Source organism: Streptomyces sp. NPDC127106, from assembly GCF_042677605.1.
In the GTDB taxonomy this organism is placed as follows: Bacteria; Actinomycetota; Actinomycetes; order Streptomycetales; family Streptomycetaceae; genus Streptomyces.
Window position 1 is genome coordinate 73061 of record NZ_JBHXTC010000025.1, and the last position, 17395, is coordinate 90455.

At 76.7% G+C, this 17395-nt stretch carries 6 protein-coding genes; 3 read left to right on the forward strand and 3 right to left on the reverse strand.

All coding sequences use genetic code 11. From position 1 onward, the window contains the following. Nucleotides 1-166: 166 nt before the first annotated feature. The 3 genes from ACFVGY_RS21365 to ACFVGY_RS21375 are packed head-to-tail and all read left to right on the forward strand — an operon-like array spanning nt 167 to nt 10333. Nucleotides 167-7741, forward strand: coding sequence for an amino acid adenylation domain-containing protein (locus tag ACFVGY_RS21365; protein WP_385679659.1), 7575 nt, complete (start codon nt 167-169; stop codon nt 7739-7741). Beyond that, nucleotides 7738-9030, forward strand: a complete 1293-nt coding sequence (locus ACFVGY_RS21370; RefSeq protein WP_385679661.1) for a cytochrome P450 — start codon at nt 7738-7740, stop codon at nt 9028-9030. Before ACFVGY_RS21365 ends, ACFVGY_RS21370 begins: the two co-directional genes overlap by 4 nt. Nucleotides 9031-9043: 13 nt before the next feature. Continuing rightward, nucleotides 9044-10333 carry an MFS transporter gene (locus ACFVGY_RS21375; RefSeq protein ID WP_385679662.1) on the forward strand — a complete coding sequence of 430 codons (1290 nt, stop codon included), beginning with the start codon at nt 9044-9046 and terminating at the stop codon, nt 10331-10333. Nucleotides 10334-10358: 25 nt separating this feature from the next. Here ACFVGY_RS21375 and ACFVGY_RS21380 read toward each other — a convergent pair whose 3' ends face one another. From ACFVGY_RS21380 to ACFVGY_RS21390, 3 genes are all read right to left on the reverse strand, one after another. Further along, nucleotides 10359-13280, reverse strand: a complete 2922-nt coding sequence (locus tag ACFVGY_RS21380) for a helix-turn-helix transcriptional regulator (protein WP_385679664.1) — start codon at nt 13278-13280, stop codon at nt 10359-10361. 92 nt (nt 13281-13372) lie between these two features. Continuing rightward, nucleotides 13373-13600 (reverse strand): hypothetical protein, encoded by a 228-nt coding sequence (locus ACFVGY_RS21385; RefSeq protein ID WP_385679666.1) that lies wholly within the window; start codon nt 13598-13600, stop codon nt 13373-13375. Nucleotides 13601-13692: 92 nt separating this feature from the next. Further along, nucleotides 13693-17169, reverse strand: coding sequence for a type 2 lanthipeptide synthetase LanM family protein (locus tag ACFVGY_RS21390; RefSeq protein WP_385679668.1), 3477 nt, complete (start codon nt 17167-17169; stop codon nt 13693-13695). Nucleotides 17170-17395 lie beyond the last annotated feature (226 nt).

Below are 17395 nucleotides of genomic sequence, written 5' to 3' on the forward strand. Positions count from 1 at the left end.
CGGCCGGCGCGGGCCGGGGCTGCCGCCCCGCCCCTGGCCCCGGCCTCCTGCCCCGGCCTCCTGCCCCACCCCCGCCTCCGACCCCGCCCCGGCCTCCGGCTACCGGCCCCCGGCCGGACCCCCGATCGTCCCCGACGGCACAGCCCCAGATTGGACGGCACTTCCCATGACCACCTCCCCGGTCGAATCCTCCCCCGCCGCCGGCGGTCTGTCCCCGGCCGCCCGCGCGCTCCTGGAACGGCGGCTGCGCGGCAAGGCGTCCGTCGCCGCTCCGGCCGGCATCCCCCGCCTGGAGCCGCGCCCCGAGCGGGCGCCGCTGTCGGCGGCCCAGCAGCGCCTGTACTTCCTCGACCGGCTGGAGCCGGGCGGCACCGAGTACCTGATGCCCGCGGCCTGGCGGTTCACCGGGCCGCTGGACGTGGCCGCGCTCGACGCGGCGATCGGCGACCTGGTCGCCCGGCACGAGCAGCTGCGGGTCGTCTTCCCCGACGTGGAGGGCGTTCCGGAACAGGTGGTGCTGCCCGGGCGGGGCCCCGGCCTGGACGTGTCGCACCTGCCGCCGTCCGTCCGCACCAACGAGGAGGGGGCGGAGGAGGCGGAGGAGGCGGAGGAGGCGGAGGAGGCGGCGGTCGCCGCCGCCGTGCGGGAGCTCGCGGTGCGCCCGTTCGACCTGGCCGCCGAACCGGCCTTCCGGGCGCACCTGCTGCGGGTCGCCGACGAGGACCACGTACTGGTGCTCGCCCTGCACCACATCGTCTCCGACGGCTGGTCGCTGGACCTGCTCCTGCGCGACCTCCAGGCCTTCTACCGCGCCCGGACCGGGAACGGGCCGGCGCCCGGGGCCGACCCGGAAGCCATCGGCTACCTCGACTACGCGCTCTGGCAGCGCGGCAACGACGAGAGTGCGGCCCTCGCCCACTGGCGCACCGCCCTCGCCGGCCTGACCCCGCTCGCCCTGCCCACCGACCACCCCCGCCCGGCCGTCCGCTCCCACGCCGCCGCCGTGCACGCGCGGGAGCTGCCGCAGGAGCTGACCGAGGCCCTGGCCGGGCTCGGCCGGCGGGCCGACACCACCCCGTACACGACGGTGATGTCGGCGTTCCAGGCGGCGCTGGCCCTCCACAGCGGCCAGGACGACATCGCGATCGGCACGGTCGTCGCCAACCGGGAGCGGCCGGAGACCGAGCAGCTCGTCGGGTTCTTCGTCAACACCCTGGTCATCCGCACCGACCTGGGCGGCGACCCCACCCCGGCGCAGCTGCTGGCCCGCACCCGGGAGAGCGTCCTCGGCGCCCTGTCGCACCAGGGGCTGCCCTTCGAGCGGGTCGTCGAGGAGCTGAGCCCGGACCGCGACCTGTCCCGCAACCCCCTGTTCCAGGTGCTGTTCTCGCACACCCTGGGCGGGCCGGCCGGCCCCGTAGCGCTGGGCGGGGCGACGGGCGCGCCGGTTCCCGTCGACCTCACCACCGCCAAGTTCGACCTGACGCTGGACCTGTACGAGGACGCCGGCGCGGGCCGGCTGGAGCTTCGGTTCGTGTACCGGCCGGACCTGTTCACCGCGGAGTCGGTCGCCCGGCTGGCCGCGCACACCGAGGCCGCGCTGCGCGCCTTCACCCGCACCCCGGACCTCCCGCTGAGCAGGGCGGTCCTGCTCACCGAGGAGGAGGCCGGCGAGCTCCTCGGCCCCGACGGGCCCGCCGCCCGCGCCCCGCGGGACGGGCTGCCCGGGCCGGCACCGCGGCTCGCCGTCGAGCGGGTCGCCGAGCAGGTGCGGCGGGCACCCGACGCGGTGGCGGTGCGCGGCGGCGGGCGCAGCCTGACGTACGGCGCTCTCGGCGCGGCCGCGGACGCCCTGGCCCGGCGGCTGCGGGCGGCCGGCGTCGGCCCGGGGGACCTGGTCGGGGTGTGCCTGGACCGCTCGGTGGACCTGGCCGTGGCGCTGCTCGGGGTGTGGCGGGCGGGGGCGGCGTACCTGCCGCTGGACCCGGCGCACCCGCGGGCCCGGCGGGCGTACACCGTGGCCGACGCGCGGGTGGAGTGGGTGGTCGCCGACGCCGTCGGGCGGGCTGCGGTGGAGGGGCTCCCGGTGGGGGTGGTCCCGCTGGAGGCCGGCGCCCCGCAGGAAGCGCCCGGCGGGGAGGGGGACCTGGCCGCGGCGGCCCCGGGACCGGACTCCCTCGCGTACGTCATCTACACCTCCGGATCGACGGGGCGGCCCAAGGGCGTGGAGATCACCCACGGGAACGCGGCCTGGTTGTTCGACGCGGCGGACCGGCACTTCGCCTTCGGCCCGGACGACGTGTGGACGCTGCTGCACTCCCCCGCCTTCGACTTCTCCGTCTGGGAGCTGTGGGGCCCGCTGACCAGCGGAGGCACGGTGGTCGTGCTCACCGCGGACGAGGTCCGCGACCCCGCCGCCGTGCACGCGGCGCTGCGCGAGCACCGGGTGACCGTGCTCAGCCAGACGCCCGCCGCGTTCAAGGGGCTGCGCGCACACATGGACGGGCGGGGCGCCCGGTTCGCCGAACTCGACCTGCACACCGTCGTCTTCGGCGGCGACGCCTTCGACGTCCGCGACTACCGCGACTGGTTCGCCGTACCGGAGGGCGAGCGGCCCGCGCTGGTCAACATGTACGGGATCACCGAGACGACCGTGCACGTCACCCACCGGCCGATCACCGAGGAGGACACCGTCTCGCCGGTGTCCTCGCCGATCGGCCGCCCGCTGGCCGGGCAGCACGGGTACGTCCTGGACCGGGCGGGCCGGCTCGTGCCCCGGGGCACGGTCGGCGAGCTGTACGTGGCGGGCGGCGGTGTGGCCCGCGGCTACCGCAACCGGCCCGCGCTGACCGCCGAGCGGTTCCCGCCGGACCCCTTCGGCCCGGCCGGGAGCCGCATGTACCGCACCGGCGACCTGGTACGGGTGCTGCCCGACGGGCAGTTGGCGTACGCGGGCCGCGCCGACCACCAGGTGAAGATCCGCGGCTACCGGATCGAACCCGGCGAGATCGAGACGGCCCTGCGCGCCCTGCCCGGAGTGCGGGACGCCGCGGTGGTGGCCCGGCCCGACGGGCACGGCGGGGCCCGGCTGGCGGCGCACGTGGTGCTGACCGAGGGCAGGCCGCTGGACGCGTCCGACCTGCGGGACCGGCTGGGGCTGACACTGCCCCCGTACATGGTCCCGGCCCTGTTCGTACGGCACGACCGGCTGCCGGTCACCGCCAACGGCAAGGTCGACCGGGCCGCCCTGGCGGAGGTCGCGGCCGAGGGGGCCGCCGCCCCCGCCGGGTACACCGCACCGGTCGGGGAGACGGAGGAGGCGCTGGCCGCGGTCTGGGCGGAGGTGCTGGGCGGCGAACGGGTCGGCCGCGACGCGAACTTCTTCGACCTCGGCGGCGACTCCATCCTCGCGCTGCGGGTGGTCGGAAAGGCCCGTACGGCCGGTCTCGGGCTGAGCGTGGCGGACGTGTTCCGGGCCCGGACCCTGGCCGACCTGGCCCGGCTGGCCACCACGGAGCCCGCCGGAGGGACCGGCGGTGCGGGAGCCGCGGCCGTGGAGCCGTTCGCGCTGCTGGACGCGGCGGACCGGGGGCGGCTGCCGGCGGGTCTGGCGGACGCGTACCCGCTGACCCTGCTCCAGGCCGGGATGCTGCACGAGATGCTGGCCGACCCGGGGCGCGGCGCGTACCACAACGTCACCTCCCTGAAGATCACCGTCCCGGAGGGCTTCGACGCGGCGGTCTTCCAGGCAGCCGTGGACACCGTCGTTAAGGGCCAGGACGTCCTGCGGTCCTCCGTCGACCTGGTCTCCTTCTCGGAGCCGCTCCAGCTGGTGCACCGCACGGCCCGGGTGCCGGTCGGCGTCACCGACCTGCGGGGCCGGCCGGAGGCCGAACAGCAGGCGGTGCTGCGGGAGTTCGTGGAGGCGGAGTTCGGCCGCCGGTTCGACCTGGCGCAGGCCCCGCTGATCCGCATCCACCTGCACCGGTTCACCGACACCGAGCTGCGGCTCACCCTCACCGACTGCCACGTCGTCCTGGACGGCTGGAGCCTGACCTCGCTCATCGCGGACCTGCTGGACCTGCACCGGCAGGCGGTCGCGCACGGCCGGCCGCCGCGGCTGCCCGCCGCCCCGCGGTTCGCGCAGTACGTGGCGCTGGAGCGCGCCGCCGCCGAGGACGAGGAGGCGCTCGGTCACTGGCGTACGGCGCTGGCCGACCTGCTGCCGGTCCGGTTCCGGCGGCAGGGCGGCACGGACGCCGCCGGGGCCGGGGCCGGGGGCGGGGCCGGAGGCGGGGCCGGGGCCGGGGGCGGGGGCGAGGCCGGGGCCTGCACCGCGGAGGCGACGGGGGACGCGGCTGGGGACGGGGCCGTCGGCGGCGGTGCCGCCGTGCACGAGACCGTACGGTCCTGCCGGCGCCTCGCCGAGCCCCTCGGCCGGCTCGCCAAGCGGGCCGGTGTGCCCCGGCGTACCGTCCTGCTCACCGCCTTCCACCACACCATGGGCCTGTTCGCGGAACGCGACGGGGCCGCCGCCGGACACTCGGTCGGCCTGGTGACCAACGGCCGGCCGGAACTGCCGGGCGCGGACCGGATGCGGGGCCTGTTCCTCAACACCGTCCCCTTCGGGGTGCGGCGGCCCACGGGCAGCTGGCTGGAGTACGTCCGGTCGGTGTTCGCGGCCGAGCAGGCGATGATGCCGCACCGCCGGGTGCCGCTGTTCCGGCTCCAGCAGCTACGGCCGGGCGAACCGGGGCTGATCGAGGCGGTCTTCAACTACGTCAACTTCCACCGGCTGTCCGGGGACACCTGGGACGGGTCGGTGGAGATCGCCCGGACGATGTTCCCGCTGGTGGTGAACGCGAGCGTGGACGCCTTCGCCCTGGACACCGACCCCGAGTGCGTCCCCGCCGCCACGGCCGAGCAACTCGCCGACGTGCTGTGCTCGGTGCTGGAGGCCATGGTCGCCGACCCGGACGCCCCGGTGGTGCCGCCCGCGCCCACCGGGGCGGCCCGCGAGCGCGTGCTCGGCGACTGGGCGCACGGGCCGGTCCTGCCCGACGAGGACCCGCTGCCCTTCCACGAGGCGGTGGCCGGGCACGCCCGGCGCACCCCGGACGCGATCGCCGTCGCCCACGCGGGCGGCGAGGTCACGTACGCCGGACTCGACGCGGCGGCCGGGCGGCTGGCCCACCGGCTGCGCCGCCTCGGCGTCGGCCCCGAGACGGTCGTCGGGATCTGCGTGGAGCGCGGGCCCGACCTGGTGCGGGCCGTACTCGGGGTGCTGAAGGCGGGCGGGGCGTTCCTGCCGCTGGATCCGCAGCACCCGGCCGAGCGGCTGGCGTTCACGGCCCGCGACAGCGGGATGCGGGTCCTCCTCACCCAGACGGCGCTGGTCGGCACCGTACCGTTCGAGGGGCCGGAGCTGCTCCTGGACGGACCCGACGCCACGGCCGACCCCGGCCCGGGAGGGCAGGAGGCCGGGCCGCCGCTGCCGGGGGTCGCCGCGGACGGCACCGCGTACGTCATCTACACCTCCGGCTCGACGGGCACCCCCAAGGGCGTCGCGCTCACCCACCGCAACCTGGCCAACCTGGTCGGCGCCCAGCGGGACGTCTTCGGCCCCGGCCCCGCCGACCGGATCCTGCAGTTCGCGTCCATCGGCTTCGACGCCTGCGTGTACGAGCTGGCCTGGGCCCTCGCCAACGGCGCTCGGCTGTGCACCCCGCCCAAGGAGACCCTGCGGCCGGGACCGGACCTGTCGGCGACCCTGCTGGAGTACGGAGTCACCGGCACCGTGCTGCCGCCCGGTGCGCTCGCCGTCCTCGGCGAGGACCGGTACCCGCAGCTGGCGGTCCTCCAGGTCGCGGGCGAGGCCTGCCCGGCCGAACTGGCCCGCACCTGGGCCCGGGGCCGGCGCTTCCTCAACGTCTACGGGCTCACCGAGACCTCCGTGTGGAACCTGCACGCACGGCTCGCACCGGACGGGCAGCGGCCTGCGGTCGGCCGGCCGGTCCGCAACAGCCGGGTGTACGTGCTCGGCGAGGACCTCCAGCCGCTCCCGGTGGGCGTCCCCGGTGAGATCCACATCGGCGGGCTGCCCGTGGCCCGCGGCTACCTGAACCGGCCCGCGCTGACGGCCGCCGCGTTCGTGCCCGACCCGTACGGCGCCCCCGGGGAACGGCTCTGCCGCACCGGCGACATCGGCCTGATGCGGCCCGACGGCTCCGTCGAACTGGTCGGCCGCCGCGACAACCAGGTCAAGCTGCGCGGCTTCCGGATCGAGCTCGGTGAGGTCGAGCACGCGCTGCGCGCCCTGCCCGGCGTCCGGCAGGCCGTGGTGCTGCTGCGGCGGGACCTGCCGGGCGAGCCGGGGCTGGTGGCGTACGTGGTCCCCGAGCCGGGCGGCGGGCCCGGCGGCGGGCCCGGCGGCGAGTCCGGCGGCGAGTCCCGCGGCGAGTCCCGCGGCGAGTCCGGCGGCGGGCCCGGTGGTGTGCCGTCCGTCGAGGCGTTCCGGCGGGCGCTGCGGGCGTCCGTGCCCGGCTACATGGTGCCCGCGCGGTTCCTCTTCCTTGACGCGTTCCCCGTCAACGGCAGCGGCAAGGTCGACACGCGGGCCCTGCCGCTGCCCGCGGCCGGGATCCTGCACCGCGACACCCCGTACGTGGCCGCCCGCACCGCCACCGAGCAGGCACTCGCCGAGGTGTGGCGGGCCGTCCTCGGGCTGCCGGACGTCGGCGTCCACGACGACTTCTTCCGGATCGGCGGGAGCTCCCTGTCGACGGTCCGGGTCAGCGCCCGGGCGACCGCCCTCGGCCTGCCGGTCTCCGTACGGGACCTGGTCGAACGCCCCACGATCGCCGAGCTCGCCGCCCGCGTCGACGCCGCGGCGGCCGGGCCCGCCGGACGGGAGGTCACCTCCCTGGTCCGGCTGCGCGAGGGGCAGGGCACCCCGCTGTGGTGCCTCCACCCGACGGGCGGCAGCGCCGCCTGGTACGTCGGGCTCGCCCGCGCCCTGCCGGCCGGCTCGCCGGTGTACGCCTTCCAGGCCCGGGGCCTGCTGGGCGGGACGGACCCGAGCACGGTCGGCGGCATCGCCGCCAACTACGCGGCCGAGCTCACCGCCCACGGCAGCACGGGCCCCCACCACCTCCTCGGCTGGTCGATGGGCGCCAACCTGGCCCTGGAGCTGGCCACGCAGCTGCACGAGGCGGGGGCCGGGCACACCGTGGAACCGCTGCTGCTCATCGAGCCGTACCTGCCCAACCCGGCCGCCCGCAAGCGGCTCGCCGGCGTGGGCCGGGACCTGCGCGAGGCCCTGCGGCTGCGCGACCGGCTCCGCACCCTCGCCCCCTCCGCGGAACGCGACCGCGGGGCCGCCGAGCTGACGGCCGTCCTGCTCGGCGCCGGCATGAGCCCCACCGAGGCGGCCCTCGCCGAGAACGCCCCGGTCGAGGTGTGGCACGCGCTGCTCGCCGCGCTCGCCGACTACGCGCCGCGCCCCTACCCGGGCCGCATCCACCTGGTGATGAGCGGCCTGGCCGCCGCACTGCCCGACGAGGAGCCCATGCCCGGGTTGGACGTGGGCTACGCCGAGTACGTCGCCCGCTGGCGCGAGCTGGCCGGCGGCGGGCTGACCGTCCACGTCACCGACGGCGACCACATGTCCCTGATGTCCGAACCGCTGGTCCACCGGACCGCGGAGCTGCTGCACTCGATCCGGGCGGAGGCCTGCCGATGACGACGATGACCACGCCGACCGCGACGAACACGACCACGACCACGACCACGACCACGACGGCAATACCCGGCGCGGCGGGCGGTTTCACCGAGCGCTATCTGCTCGACCCCGCCGTCAACGCCGACCCGTACGGCTACCTGAGCGCCCTGCGCGACCACGACCCCGTGTTCTGGAGCCCCCTGCACCGCGCCTGGCTGGTGACCGGGCACGCCCAGCTGATGCACTGCCTGCGCGACCCCGCCGTCTCCGCCGAGCGCGTCCGCCCGCTGATGGACGCCGTCCCGGAGGGCGCCCGCGAGGACGCCGAGCGGGCCTTCGCCATCCTGTCGCGCTGGATGGTGTTCAACGACCCGCCGCAGCACCGGCGGCTGCGCCAGGTCTTCCAGGAGCAGTTCGCGGCCCGCGCGGTCGGCCGGTACCGGGCCTTCGTGGCACGCGCCACGCGCGCCATGCTCGCCCGGCGCGCCGTCCCCGGGCGGGCCGGCGACCTGGTCGCGGACATCGCCCGGCCGCTGCCGGCCCTGGTCTTCGCCCGCTGGCTGGGCGTCCCGCAGGCGCACGGGCCGTCCTTCTGGTACTGGAACGCCCGGGTCGGCGACCTGGTGCTGGGCGCCGCGCAGGAGGAACGCGAGTACCGCACCTCCCTCACGTCCCTGGTCAGCCTGGACGACTACCTGGCGGGCCTGGTGCGCGAGCGCCGCGCGGACCCGCAGGACGACCTGATCAGCTCCGTGCTGGCCGGCGGCCGGATCGGGAAGACGGTCAGCGAGGAGGAGTTCGTCGGGATGCTGACCCAGATGGCCTTCGCCGGCGGTGAGACCACCAGCAACCTGATCGTCAACACGGTCCTCGCCCTGCTGGAGCACCCCGCGGAACTGGCGGCCGTACGGGAGGACCCGGCGCGGGTGTCCATGGCCGTCGAGGAGGGCCTGCGCTGGGACGGCCCGTCGAAGATGTCGATCCGCACGGCGGCCCGGGACTTCGACCTCGACGGGCGGCCGGTGCGGGCCGGCGACCGGATGTTCCTGGTGACCGCCGCCGCCAACCGGGATCCGGAGCGCTTCGCCGACCCCGACCGGTTCAGCGTCCTGCGCGGCAGCGCCTCGCACCTGGGCTTCGGCTTCGGCGCCCACTTCTGCATCGGGGCGGCGCTCGCCCGGCTCGTCGCGTGCGCGGTGGTGGACGTGCTCGTCCGCGACTACCCGGGCCTGGAGCTGCTGCAGGAGCGGCACTCCTGGCAGCCGTCCCTGCTCAACCGGGCCCTGACGGCCCTTCCGGTCCGCTACTGAAAGGTTTCCTCGCATGGCTTCCACCTTGGCGGGCGCGGGATCGCGGCTGCGCGCACCGGCCCGGCTGCCCTCGTTCCGGCTGCTGTGGTTGGGGCAGTCCCTGTCCCTGCTGGGCGACGGGTTCAGTTACATCGCCTTCTCCTGGATCACGCTGAGCCTGACCCAGTCCACCCTCGCCCTCGGCTACGTGCTGGCCTTCCAGGCGGTGCCGCGGGCCCTGCTGACCCTGGTGGGCGGCTCCCTCAGCGACACCTGGTCGCCGCGGGCGCTGATGAAGTTCTCCAGCTGGGCACGGGCCGGGCTGATGGCGGGCGTGGGCCTGGCCGGCACGACCGGCACCCTCACGCTGTGGATGCTGTGCTGTGCGGCCGCGGCCTTCGGCGCGGTGGACGCCTTCTTCCAGCCGGCCCGGGCCTCGATCCTGCCCTCGGTGGTGGACGCGGAGATGCTCGCCCCGGCCAATGCGCTGCTCGCGGTCGGCACCAAGGTCGCGGCGGTGCTGGGCCCGGCGGTCGGCGGCATGGTGGTGGCGTTCTCCGACGCGTCGGTGGCCTTCCTCGTCGACGGGGTGTGCTTCGCCCTGTGCGGGCTGTGCGTGGCGGGCGTCCGGCCGCTCCCCCGCCCGGAGCCGGCGGAACCGGAGCCGGCGGCAGGGGCGACGGGCGCGCCCGGGAAGTCCGGGGGCGCCGCCGGAGCGGGCGACTCGCTGGGGGCGCGCATCCGCGCGGGCCTGCGGTACGCCTTCGAGGACCCCCGGATCCGTACCATCCTGGCCGTGGACGCGGCGGTGACGTTCTGCCAGGCCGGGCCGTTCACCGTCGGCTTCGCCACCCTCGCCAAGGTCGACCTGGACGGCGGCTCCACGGTCCTCGGCCTGCTCAACGGCGCCCTCGCCGGCGGGGCGATGCTGGGCACCCTGGCCGGCGGGGCGGTCGGCGGCCGCCCCCGGGTGGGCCTGCTGATCTCCGCGCTGGCCGGCTGGCTGGCGGTCGGCACGGGCCTGCTGGGGCTCGTCGACAGCACGGCGGGCGCCCTGGCCACGGTCCTGGCGATGGGCTTCGGCATGGGCTTCCAAGGCGTGTTCGGCCTGAGCTGGATCCAGCGCAACATCCACGGCTCGGTGCTGAGCCGGGTGATCTCGGTGGACATGGTCATCGGCTATGCCGTGGCCCCGTTGTCGCTGGTCGTGTGCGGTGCGCTCGCCCAGTCGGGCACCGCCCCGATGTTCACGCTGACGGCGGTGGTCCTCGCCGTCACGGCAGCCGCGATCCTCACCTCGAAACCGGTCCGCGAGATGCGCTGAGCGCTCCGCGGGACGTGTGCCCGGTTCAGGCCGGGTCGGCGGCGAGGGACGCGGACAGCTCGCACAGGGCGGCCCGGCCCGTCCGGCCGGTCTTCGAGGTCAGGGCGGCGATGTGCTTCTCGACCGTGCGCGGGGAGATGTACAGCCGGTCGGCGATGTCCTTGTTGCCGAGGCGGTCCGCGAGCAGCAGCAGGACCTCGTACTCGCGGACCGTGACGCCCTGGGCCCGCAGCCCTTCCGGGATGCGGCCGGAGCCGGTGCGGCGCTGGTGGACGGGGGCTCCCATGCGGCGCAGCCCCGCCCGGCAGGCTCCCGCGACGGCGGCCACCCCGCCCTGGTGGAAGTACTGCTCGGCGCGGCGCAGCCAGGCCACCGGCTCGCCCCAGCCGTCCGCGTACGCCGCCTCCGCGACGAGCCGCAGCCCGAGGTGGAGGGCGGTGGTGTACGGCTCGCCGGCGCGGGCGGCCTCGGCGACGGCCGCGGCGGCCTCCTCCGCCCGGCCCTCGCGGCCCAGCAGCACGGCGCCGGCCAGGTGGACGAACTGCCGGTTCCAGCGCATCCGGCCGGGCGAGGTGGCGGCGACCTCCTCGTACGCGGCCCGGCCGGCCGCCCCGGCCAGGACGTCCAGGAGCAGGCCGATGCCGTAGCGGCCGCTGAGGTAGTAGGTGGTGGGGTTGGTGTCCTCCAGTTCGGCGACGGCCCGCAGTTCGGCCGCGGCGGCGGGCCGGTCCTCCTCCATCAGCGCGCAGAACGCCCGCGCCAGGCCCCGGGTCAGCGGCTCCTCCTGGGACCCGGCGCCGTCCCACTGCGCGAACACGGCGAGGGCCCGCTCCATCTGCGGCCGGTCGCCCCGGTGCGCGGCGAGGGCGGCCTGCGCCATCAGCACGTACCGGGTCGCGGGGGCGAGGCGCAGCCGCTGTACGACGGCCAGGCACTCCTCGGCGGCCTGCTGCGCGGCGGTGAACCGGGCCCGCAGGACCGCGTCCAGGATCATGATGCCGTCGACGGTGTACACGATGGTGGCGGAGCCGAGGCGCTGGGCCTCGCCGCGGGCGGCGAGCAGCGGGGCGGTGGTCCCCTCGGTGAGCCAGGTGTTGCCGCCGATCCGGGTGAGGGCGTACATGCGCTGCACCGGCAACTGGTGCTGTTCGGCGGTGTGCAGGGCGGATTCGAGGAGGGCGGTGGCCTCGTCGAAGTCGCGTTCGCGGGCGAGGGTGGCGAGGAGTTCCCAGGCCTGGCAGGCGACGGTCGCCAGGCTGTGGCGCTGCGCGGCCTGGAGGGCGCAGTGGCCGAGCTTCTCGGCGAGCTGGGTGCGGTCGGGGCCGGGGGTGTCGAGGGCCAGGTACGCGGCGACGACGTCCACGGAGGCGCTGATCCGTTCGTCCGGGTGGCCGGCGAGGAGCGATCTGGCCTGCGCTATCTGTCTGTTGCCGTCCTCCCAGCGGCCCGCGGTGTGCGCGACCTTGGCGAGCCGGGTGTGCAGGGCCGCCAGCCGGGGCGCGCTCAGGCCGCTGCCGCCGAGGGTGTGCAGGTTCTCCGCGAAGCCGAAGGCCTGGTCGAAGTCGCCGGCTTCGGCGAGGGCGGGCAGCAGCGCCTCCAGGGCGTCGGTGCGGGCGGCGGCGTCCTGGGTGCCGGCCAGCAGGCGTTCGGCCCGCCCGAGCAGGGTGATCGCCGAGCCGATCGCGCCGGCGGACAGGGCGCGCAGGCCGGCGTCGGTGAACAGGCGGCCGGCCTCGGCGTCGTCGCCGGCCTGCGCCCGGAGCTGCGCGACCAGGGGGCACCAGTCGCCCTCCAGGTCCGGGGAGAGGGCCTGGACCGCGTCGGCGGCCCGGCCGGACATCGCCGCCCGGTTGCCGGGGGTGAGCTGGGTGAGCAGCGCCTCGGCGGTGAGGGAGTGGCGGAAGGCGTACCAGTCGGGGGCGGGCTCGTCGGGGACGACGAGCTGGGCGGCGACGCCCGCGTGCAGGTGGCTGAGCAGGCCGCGGTCGTCGATGCCGGTCATCCGCTGGAGCACGGTCAGCGGGAACCGCCGGCCGATCACGGCCGCGGCGGACATCAGGGTCAGCCCCTGTGGGCCGAGGCGGTCGATGCGGCGCAGGATGCCGCGGGCGAGGGCCGTGGACACGTCGCTGCGCAGGTCACCGACGACCTGCCAGGCGTCCTCGCAGCGGACGAGCGCCCCGCTGCCGATCATGCCCTGGAGGAGTTCCTCGACGAGGAAGGGGCTGCCGGCGCTGTCGTCCCACAGCCGGTCCAGGGCGGCCTCCGGCACCAGGCCGGGCTCGGTGTCCAGCTGGGAGGCGATGAGCGCGCGGACCTCGGGTCGGGTGAGCGGGGCCAGCTCCAGTACGGTCCCGACGCCGCGGCGGCGCGCCGAGTCGGCCATGTCGAGGGCGTCGCAGGGCTCGGTGCGGATCGTGGCCAGGAGGACGACGTTGGTGTACTCCAGGTTGTCGACCAGGTACTCGACGACCGCGAGGGTTTCGGGGTCGGCGTCGTGGAGGTCCTCCAGCAGCAGGAGCTGACCGTGCTCCTTGCCGGTGGCGATGAGCAGCCGCAGCACCGCCTCGCCCAGGATGACCATGGAACTGCTGTCGTTCTGGGCCTCGTTGCCCCAGTCGGGGATGATCCGGCCGAGCGCCGGCCGGTAGGGGCCGAGCGGCAGGTCGTCGAGGGGCAGCCCGCCACGGAAGAGGGACATGAGCGCTTCGGTGAGCGGCCGGAAGGGCACGGTCGGGCCGGTGGTGCTGCTCCGGCCCCGCAGCGTGCGGACGCCCATGCCGAAGGCCGTGCCGACGGCCTCGGCGGCGAGGCGGGACTTGCCGATACCCGCCTCGCCGACCAGGAAGACGACGCCGCCGCGCCCGTCGCGGGCGTCGGTCAAAGCCTGCCGGATCTCCCGCAGCTGCGCGTCACGACCGACGATGTACCGCGAACGGGAACGCATGACGCGCAATCTAGTTCATGCGAACGACGCGTCGTGCGACGAAAGTTGGCCGTTTCGGGCCGCAACAGCCGACTATCGGTCAGCGTGCTGCGCTACCAGGTGAAGTCCGGGGCCGAGACGCTGGTGTCCATCGTGCTGAGCGTGATCACGATGCCGCTGGTGAGCACCGCTCCGGCCAGTGCACGGGCCCGGGCGCACGCCTTGTTCCGCCCCGACAGGGTGATCCCGCCGGCCGGGTCCACCGGGTCCGCGACCTGCGCCTCGGTGTCGAGCACCTCGCCGGCGGCCACGGGCTCGGAGTTGACCTGGGGCTTCTGCATGGTGGTGAGTACCTTTCTCGATGCCTGAGGAAAGTGGTGCTCGGGGCGTGCGGTGGTGCCGTGGTTCGTGGTGCCGTGTGGTGCCGGTGTGGTCAGGGGGTGCGGTGCCGGCCGCCACCGTCCGGGCCCGGCGCGGCGGGCGCGGCGGGTTGGGCGGGTTCGGCGGGTTCGGCGGGTTCGGCGGGTTCGAGCAGCAGGACGGACGGGACCGCCTCCGGGAAGCCGAGCCGCAGCAGGGCGTACCCGATGCCGGAGAGCCCGGTGAGGAACCCGGGGGACGGGACGTGGTCGGGGGTGCCGCAGCGGCGGCCGTGGTCCTCCAGCCGGCCCAGTGCCTCGCCGGCCCGGCGGCCGAGCGCGGCCGCGGCTCCCGCGTGACCCCGCCCGGCGAGGACGCCGAGCAGTTCCAGCGGGCCGAGCGCACCGTGCCGCAGGCTCAGGTCGGGGCAGGCGGAGGGCGCGCCGAGCAGGGCGGCGCACGTGTCGAGGTCGGCCGCGGCGACCGGCTCGCCGGTGGTGCCCAGCGCGTCGGCCGCGGCCAGGGCGGTCCCCGCGAGACCCGTGTACCAGCCGAGCTCGGTGGGGCGGCGCAGCGCTTCACCGAGCGCCGCACGCAGCAGCGCGGCCCCGGCGCGGGCGTACGGGTCCGCGGACCCGGCGGGCACGGCGGGCACGGCGGATACGGCTGCGGCCGGGACCGGGGCCGGGATCGGGGCACTGATCGGGGCGTTCCGCCCGGCCGTCGCCCGGACGGCGGCGTACCGCAGCAGCGCCCACCCGATCCCGGCGTCCCCGTCCGCGAAGCCGGGCGCCACCCCTGTCCTCCCCCCGCGCCCCGGGCGCGGCTCGGCCCCGGGTGCCGGGTCCAGCACGGCGAGCCGCTCCTCGGCGCGGACCAGGAGCCGGTCGGCGAGGCGGCGGGTGGTTCCCGCCGCGCCGGGGAGCAGGGGCACCCCGTGCGCCCCGTGCACCCCGTAGGTCCCCTGCACCGCGACCGCGGCGGCCAGCGCCCCGGCGAGACCGTCGGCGAGGCCGGCGGACCCCCCGGGCGCGGTGTCGGCCGCGCGTTCCAGGGCGGTGAGGGCGTCGGGGAGGCAGTCGCCGAGGCCGTCGCCGAGCAGCGGGGCGAGCCGGGCCAGGGTGTGGAGGATGCCGCCGATCCCGTGGAGGGCGCCCGGGCCGACCGCGGCGGCCAGGTCGGGGTCCCGGGCCAGCCCGGACACCAGCGCGGGCAGCGGCCGTACGGCCCGTCGGGCCAGCGCGGTGTACCGGTCGGCGCCGGTGAGGGCGCCGAGCTGGGCGAGGAACAGCGCCACCCCGCAGTAGCCCTGGGCGAGCCCGCCGCCCAGCGGGAGGACGGCCCAGTGCTCGCCGGCCACCTGTTCCAGGCCGAGCCAGTTGGCGCGGCCGTCGCCGTGCACCGCGCGGCCCGCGATCTCGTCCGCGATCCCGCACGCGGCGGCCAGCAGTCGCGACGGCTCCGGCGCGAGGGCCGGGGCGACCGGTCCGGCCGGCGCCGGGCGGGGGCCGCCGGGGCCGCGGTTGGCCCCGGTGACCGCGAGCGTCGCCGCAATGACCCACTCCTGGTCGTGGCGGTCCACCTCCCCCATGGCGGCGATCTTGTCGCGGGCGGCGCGCAGGCCGGGGACGGGCAGCACCCCGTCGAGGCGGGTGCCCCGCGAGGTCCGCAGCCAGGTGTGCGCGGGGTGGTGGAAGAAGAGGGGTACGTCCCCGCACCACAGGTCGGCGATCTCGTCCTCGATCAGTCGGGCCCGGGCCGGGTCGTGCTCGGACTCCGTCCACAGCACGGAGAGGACGGAATCCCGGGCGAGAGCGTCCTGCAGCACGTCGGGGTGGGTGGATTCGTCCAGCAGGGTGGTGTAGAGGCGGGTCGAGCGGGCGATCAGCCGCCCGGGGCCGACGACCCAGCCGGCCAGCAGCCCGGCCTCGCCCGCGTCGGAGCCGTAGTCGGGGTCGCGGTCGGGTGCGGGCTCGGGCTCGCGGTCGGGGCCGGGGCCGGGGTGGCCGAGGAGTTCGGCCCGGTGCGCGGCGATCGCGTCGTACCCGGCCCGGAACCCCTCCAGCAGGGCCTCCCGGTGGACGGTGTGACCGGCGTCGCGACCCTGCGGCGCGGGCCGGTTCCGGCCGGCGGTGCCGGCGACCCGGCCGCGCTGCAGCCGCATCGCGTCCGTGCCGGCGGCCTCCCAGCGCAGCCCGTCGCCGGGGTACGAGCCGCCGTCGCCGCCGCCGAGGGCGGAGATGTCCATGGCGCCGTTCTCGCCGATCAGCAGGTTCGGCAGCAGGCAGGTGCGGTGCACGGAGGCGGCCAGGGCGTCCGCCGCCGGGTCGGCCCCGCAGGTCACGGCCGCCGGGATCCCGGAGTGCAACAGTGTCTCGGCGTCCACCAGGACCGGCTGGTCCCCGCAGGCGATGACGTTCTCGTAGTGCATGTCCACCCCGTCGACCGCGTACAGCAGGGCGAGCAGGGCGCCCTGGCGGCGGTAGAACCGGTCGAGTTCGGTGGTCGAGGCGCACCAGCGGTGCCCGATGAACTCCAGCCAGCCGTAGTCGGCCGCCCGGAGGGACCTCGGGGTGCGCAGGTCCAGCCCGGGCACCTTGGCGTTGGCCCAGTCCACCACCCGGTCCAGCAGGGCGTGCTGGTCCAGTGGCCGGGGCTTGTAGACGGCGGTCGAGCCGTCGGCGAAGCGCAGCAGGGCGACGGAGCGTCCGCCCTGGTGGACGTCGCCCCGGCCGAGGTCGAGGCGTACCAGGGCGCCGGGGTCGGTGCCGCCGAACAGCCCGGCGACGATCCCGGGCCGGTCGGCGGCGAAGCGGTCGAGCAGTTCCACCGAGGCCTCGGCGGCGTACGCGCAGGACTGGCCGAGCATCCGCGCCAGCACCGGATAGCGGGTGAACAGCTCGGCCAGGCCCTGCCGGGTGGCGAGCGCACCGACGAAGGCGGTGAACCGCTCCCGCGGGGTGTCCCCGGCCAGCAGCCCGGCGGTACGGGCCCGGTGGAGCTCCCGGACCAGGGTGCGGGCCGACTGCCGGACCAGCCGGTCGCCGAGCCACCCCTCGAACGCAGCTCGTACGGCGGTGAGTTCGGTCTCCGCGAGGCCGGCCCCGGAGCGCGCCGCGACCTCCGCCCAGGCCGGCCCGACCAGCGGGCGCAGGGCGGGCAGGAACACGGCGGCCCCACCCGTCTCGGGCGCACCGCCGTCCGTGGTGACGGCTGCCGCGCCGGACGCCTCCTCGGCTGCGGCGACGGCCCGCTCGACGTACCGCGCCCAGTCCGGTGTGGCGGTACGGGCGGCCAGTCGGCCCGGCGCCTCCGCCGCGAGGGCGCGGACCGCGCCCTCCGCCAGGCCCAGGCTCGCCAGCCGGGCCGTGAAGCCCTCGGTGTCCCCGAGGGACCAGGGCGCCGGCCGGGTGCGGGGGGCGTCGGCCGGTGCGGGGGCCGGGGCGCCCGGGACGGCGAGCCGCTCCCGCAGGTTCAGGGCCCGGGCCCACCAGGCGGGGGCGAGGGCGCCGACCCGGTGTTCTGCGGCGGCGAGGGAGGTGTCGGTCACGAGGAGAAACCTGACAGAGTGCGGGCGCGTCGCGCATGGGGGCGGTTCCCCCATATTCCGCGGAGCGGCCCCCGTATCCCCCGCGCACCCCGCACCGTGCGCGGGCAGGGGGCCGGCGGACGGGGGAACTGGACACGGGTGGACACAGGCTGCGGGCGGCGGGACGGGGCGGCCACGGCCCGCACCGCGCGCCCGTCCGCCCAGGTCGGCCCCCCGCCGACCGGCC

Excerpts from the sequence above, each read along its gene's own strand:
- ACFVGY_RS21365 (WP_385679659.1), top strand. The coding sequence starts at position 167 with ATGACCACCTCCCCGGTCGAATCCTCCCCCGCCGCCGGCGGTCTGTCC.
- ACFVGY_RS21375 (WP_385679662.1), top strand. The coding sequence starts at position 9,044 with ATGGCTTCCACCTTGGCGGGCGCGGGATCGCGGCTGCGCGCACCGGCC.
- ACFVGY_RS21370 (WP_385679661.1), top strand. The coding sequence starts at position 7,738 with ATGACGACGATGACCACGCCGACCGCGACGAACACGACCACGACCACG.
- ACFVGY_RS21385 (WP_385679666.1), bottom strand. The coding sequence starts at position 13,600 with ATGCAGAAGCCCCAGGTCAACTCCGAGCCCGTGGCCGCCGGCGAGGTG.
- ACFVGY_RS21380 (WP_385679664.1), bottom strand. The coding sequence starts at position 13,280 with ATGCGTTCCCGTTCGCGGTACATCGTCGGTCGTGACGCGCAGCTGCGG.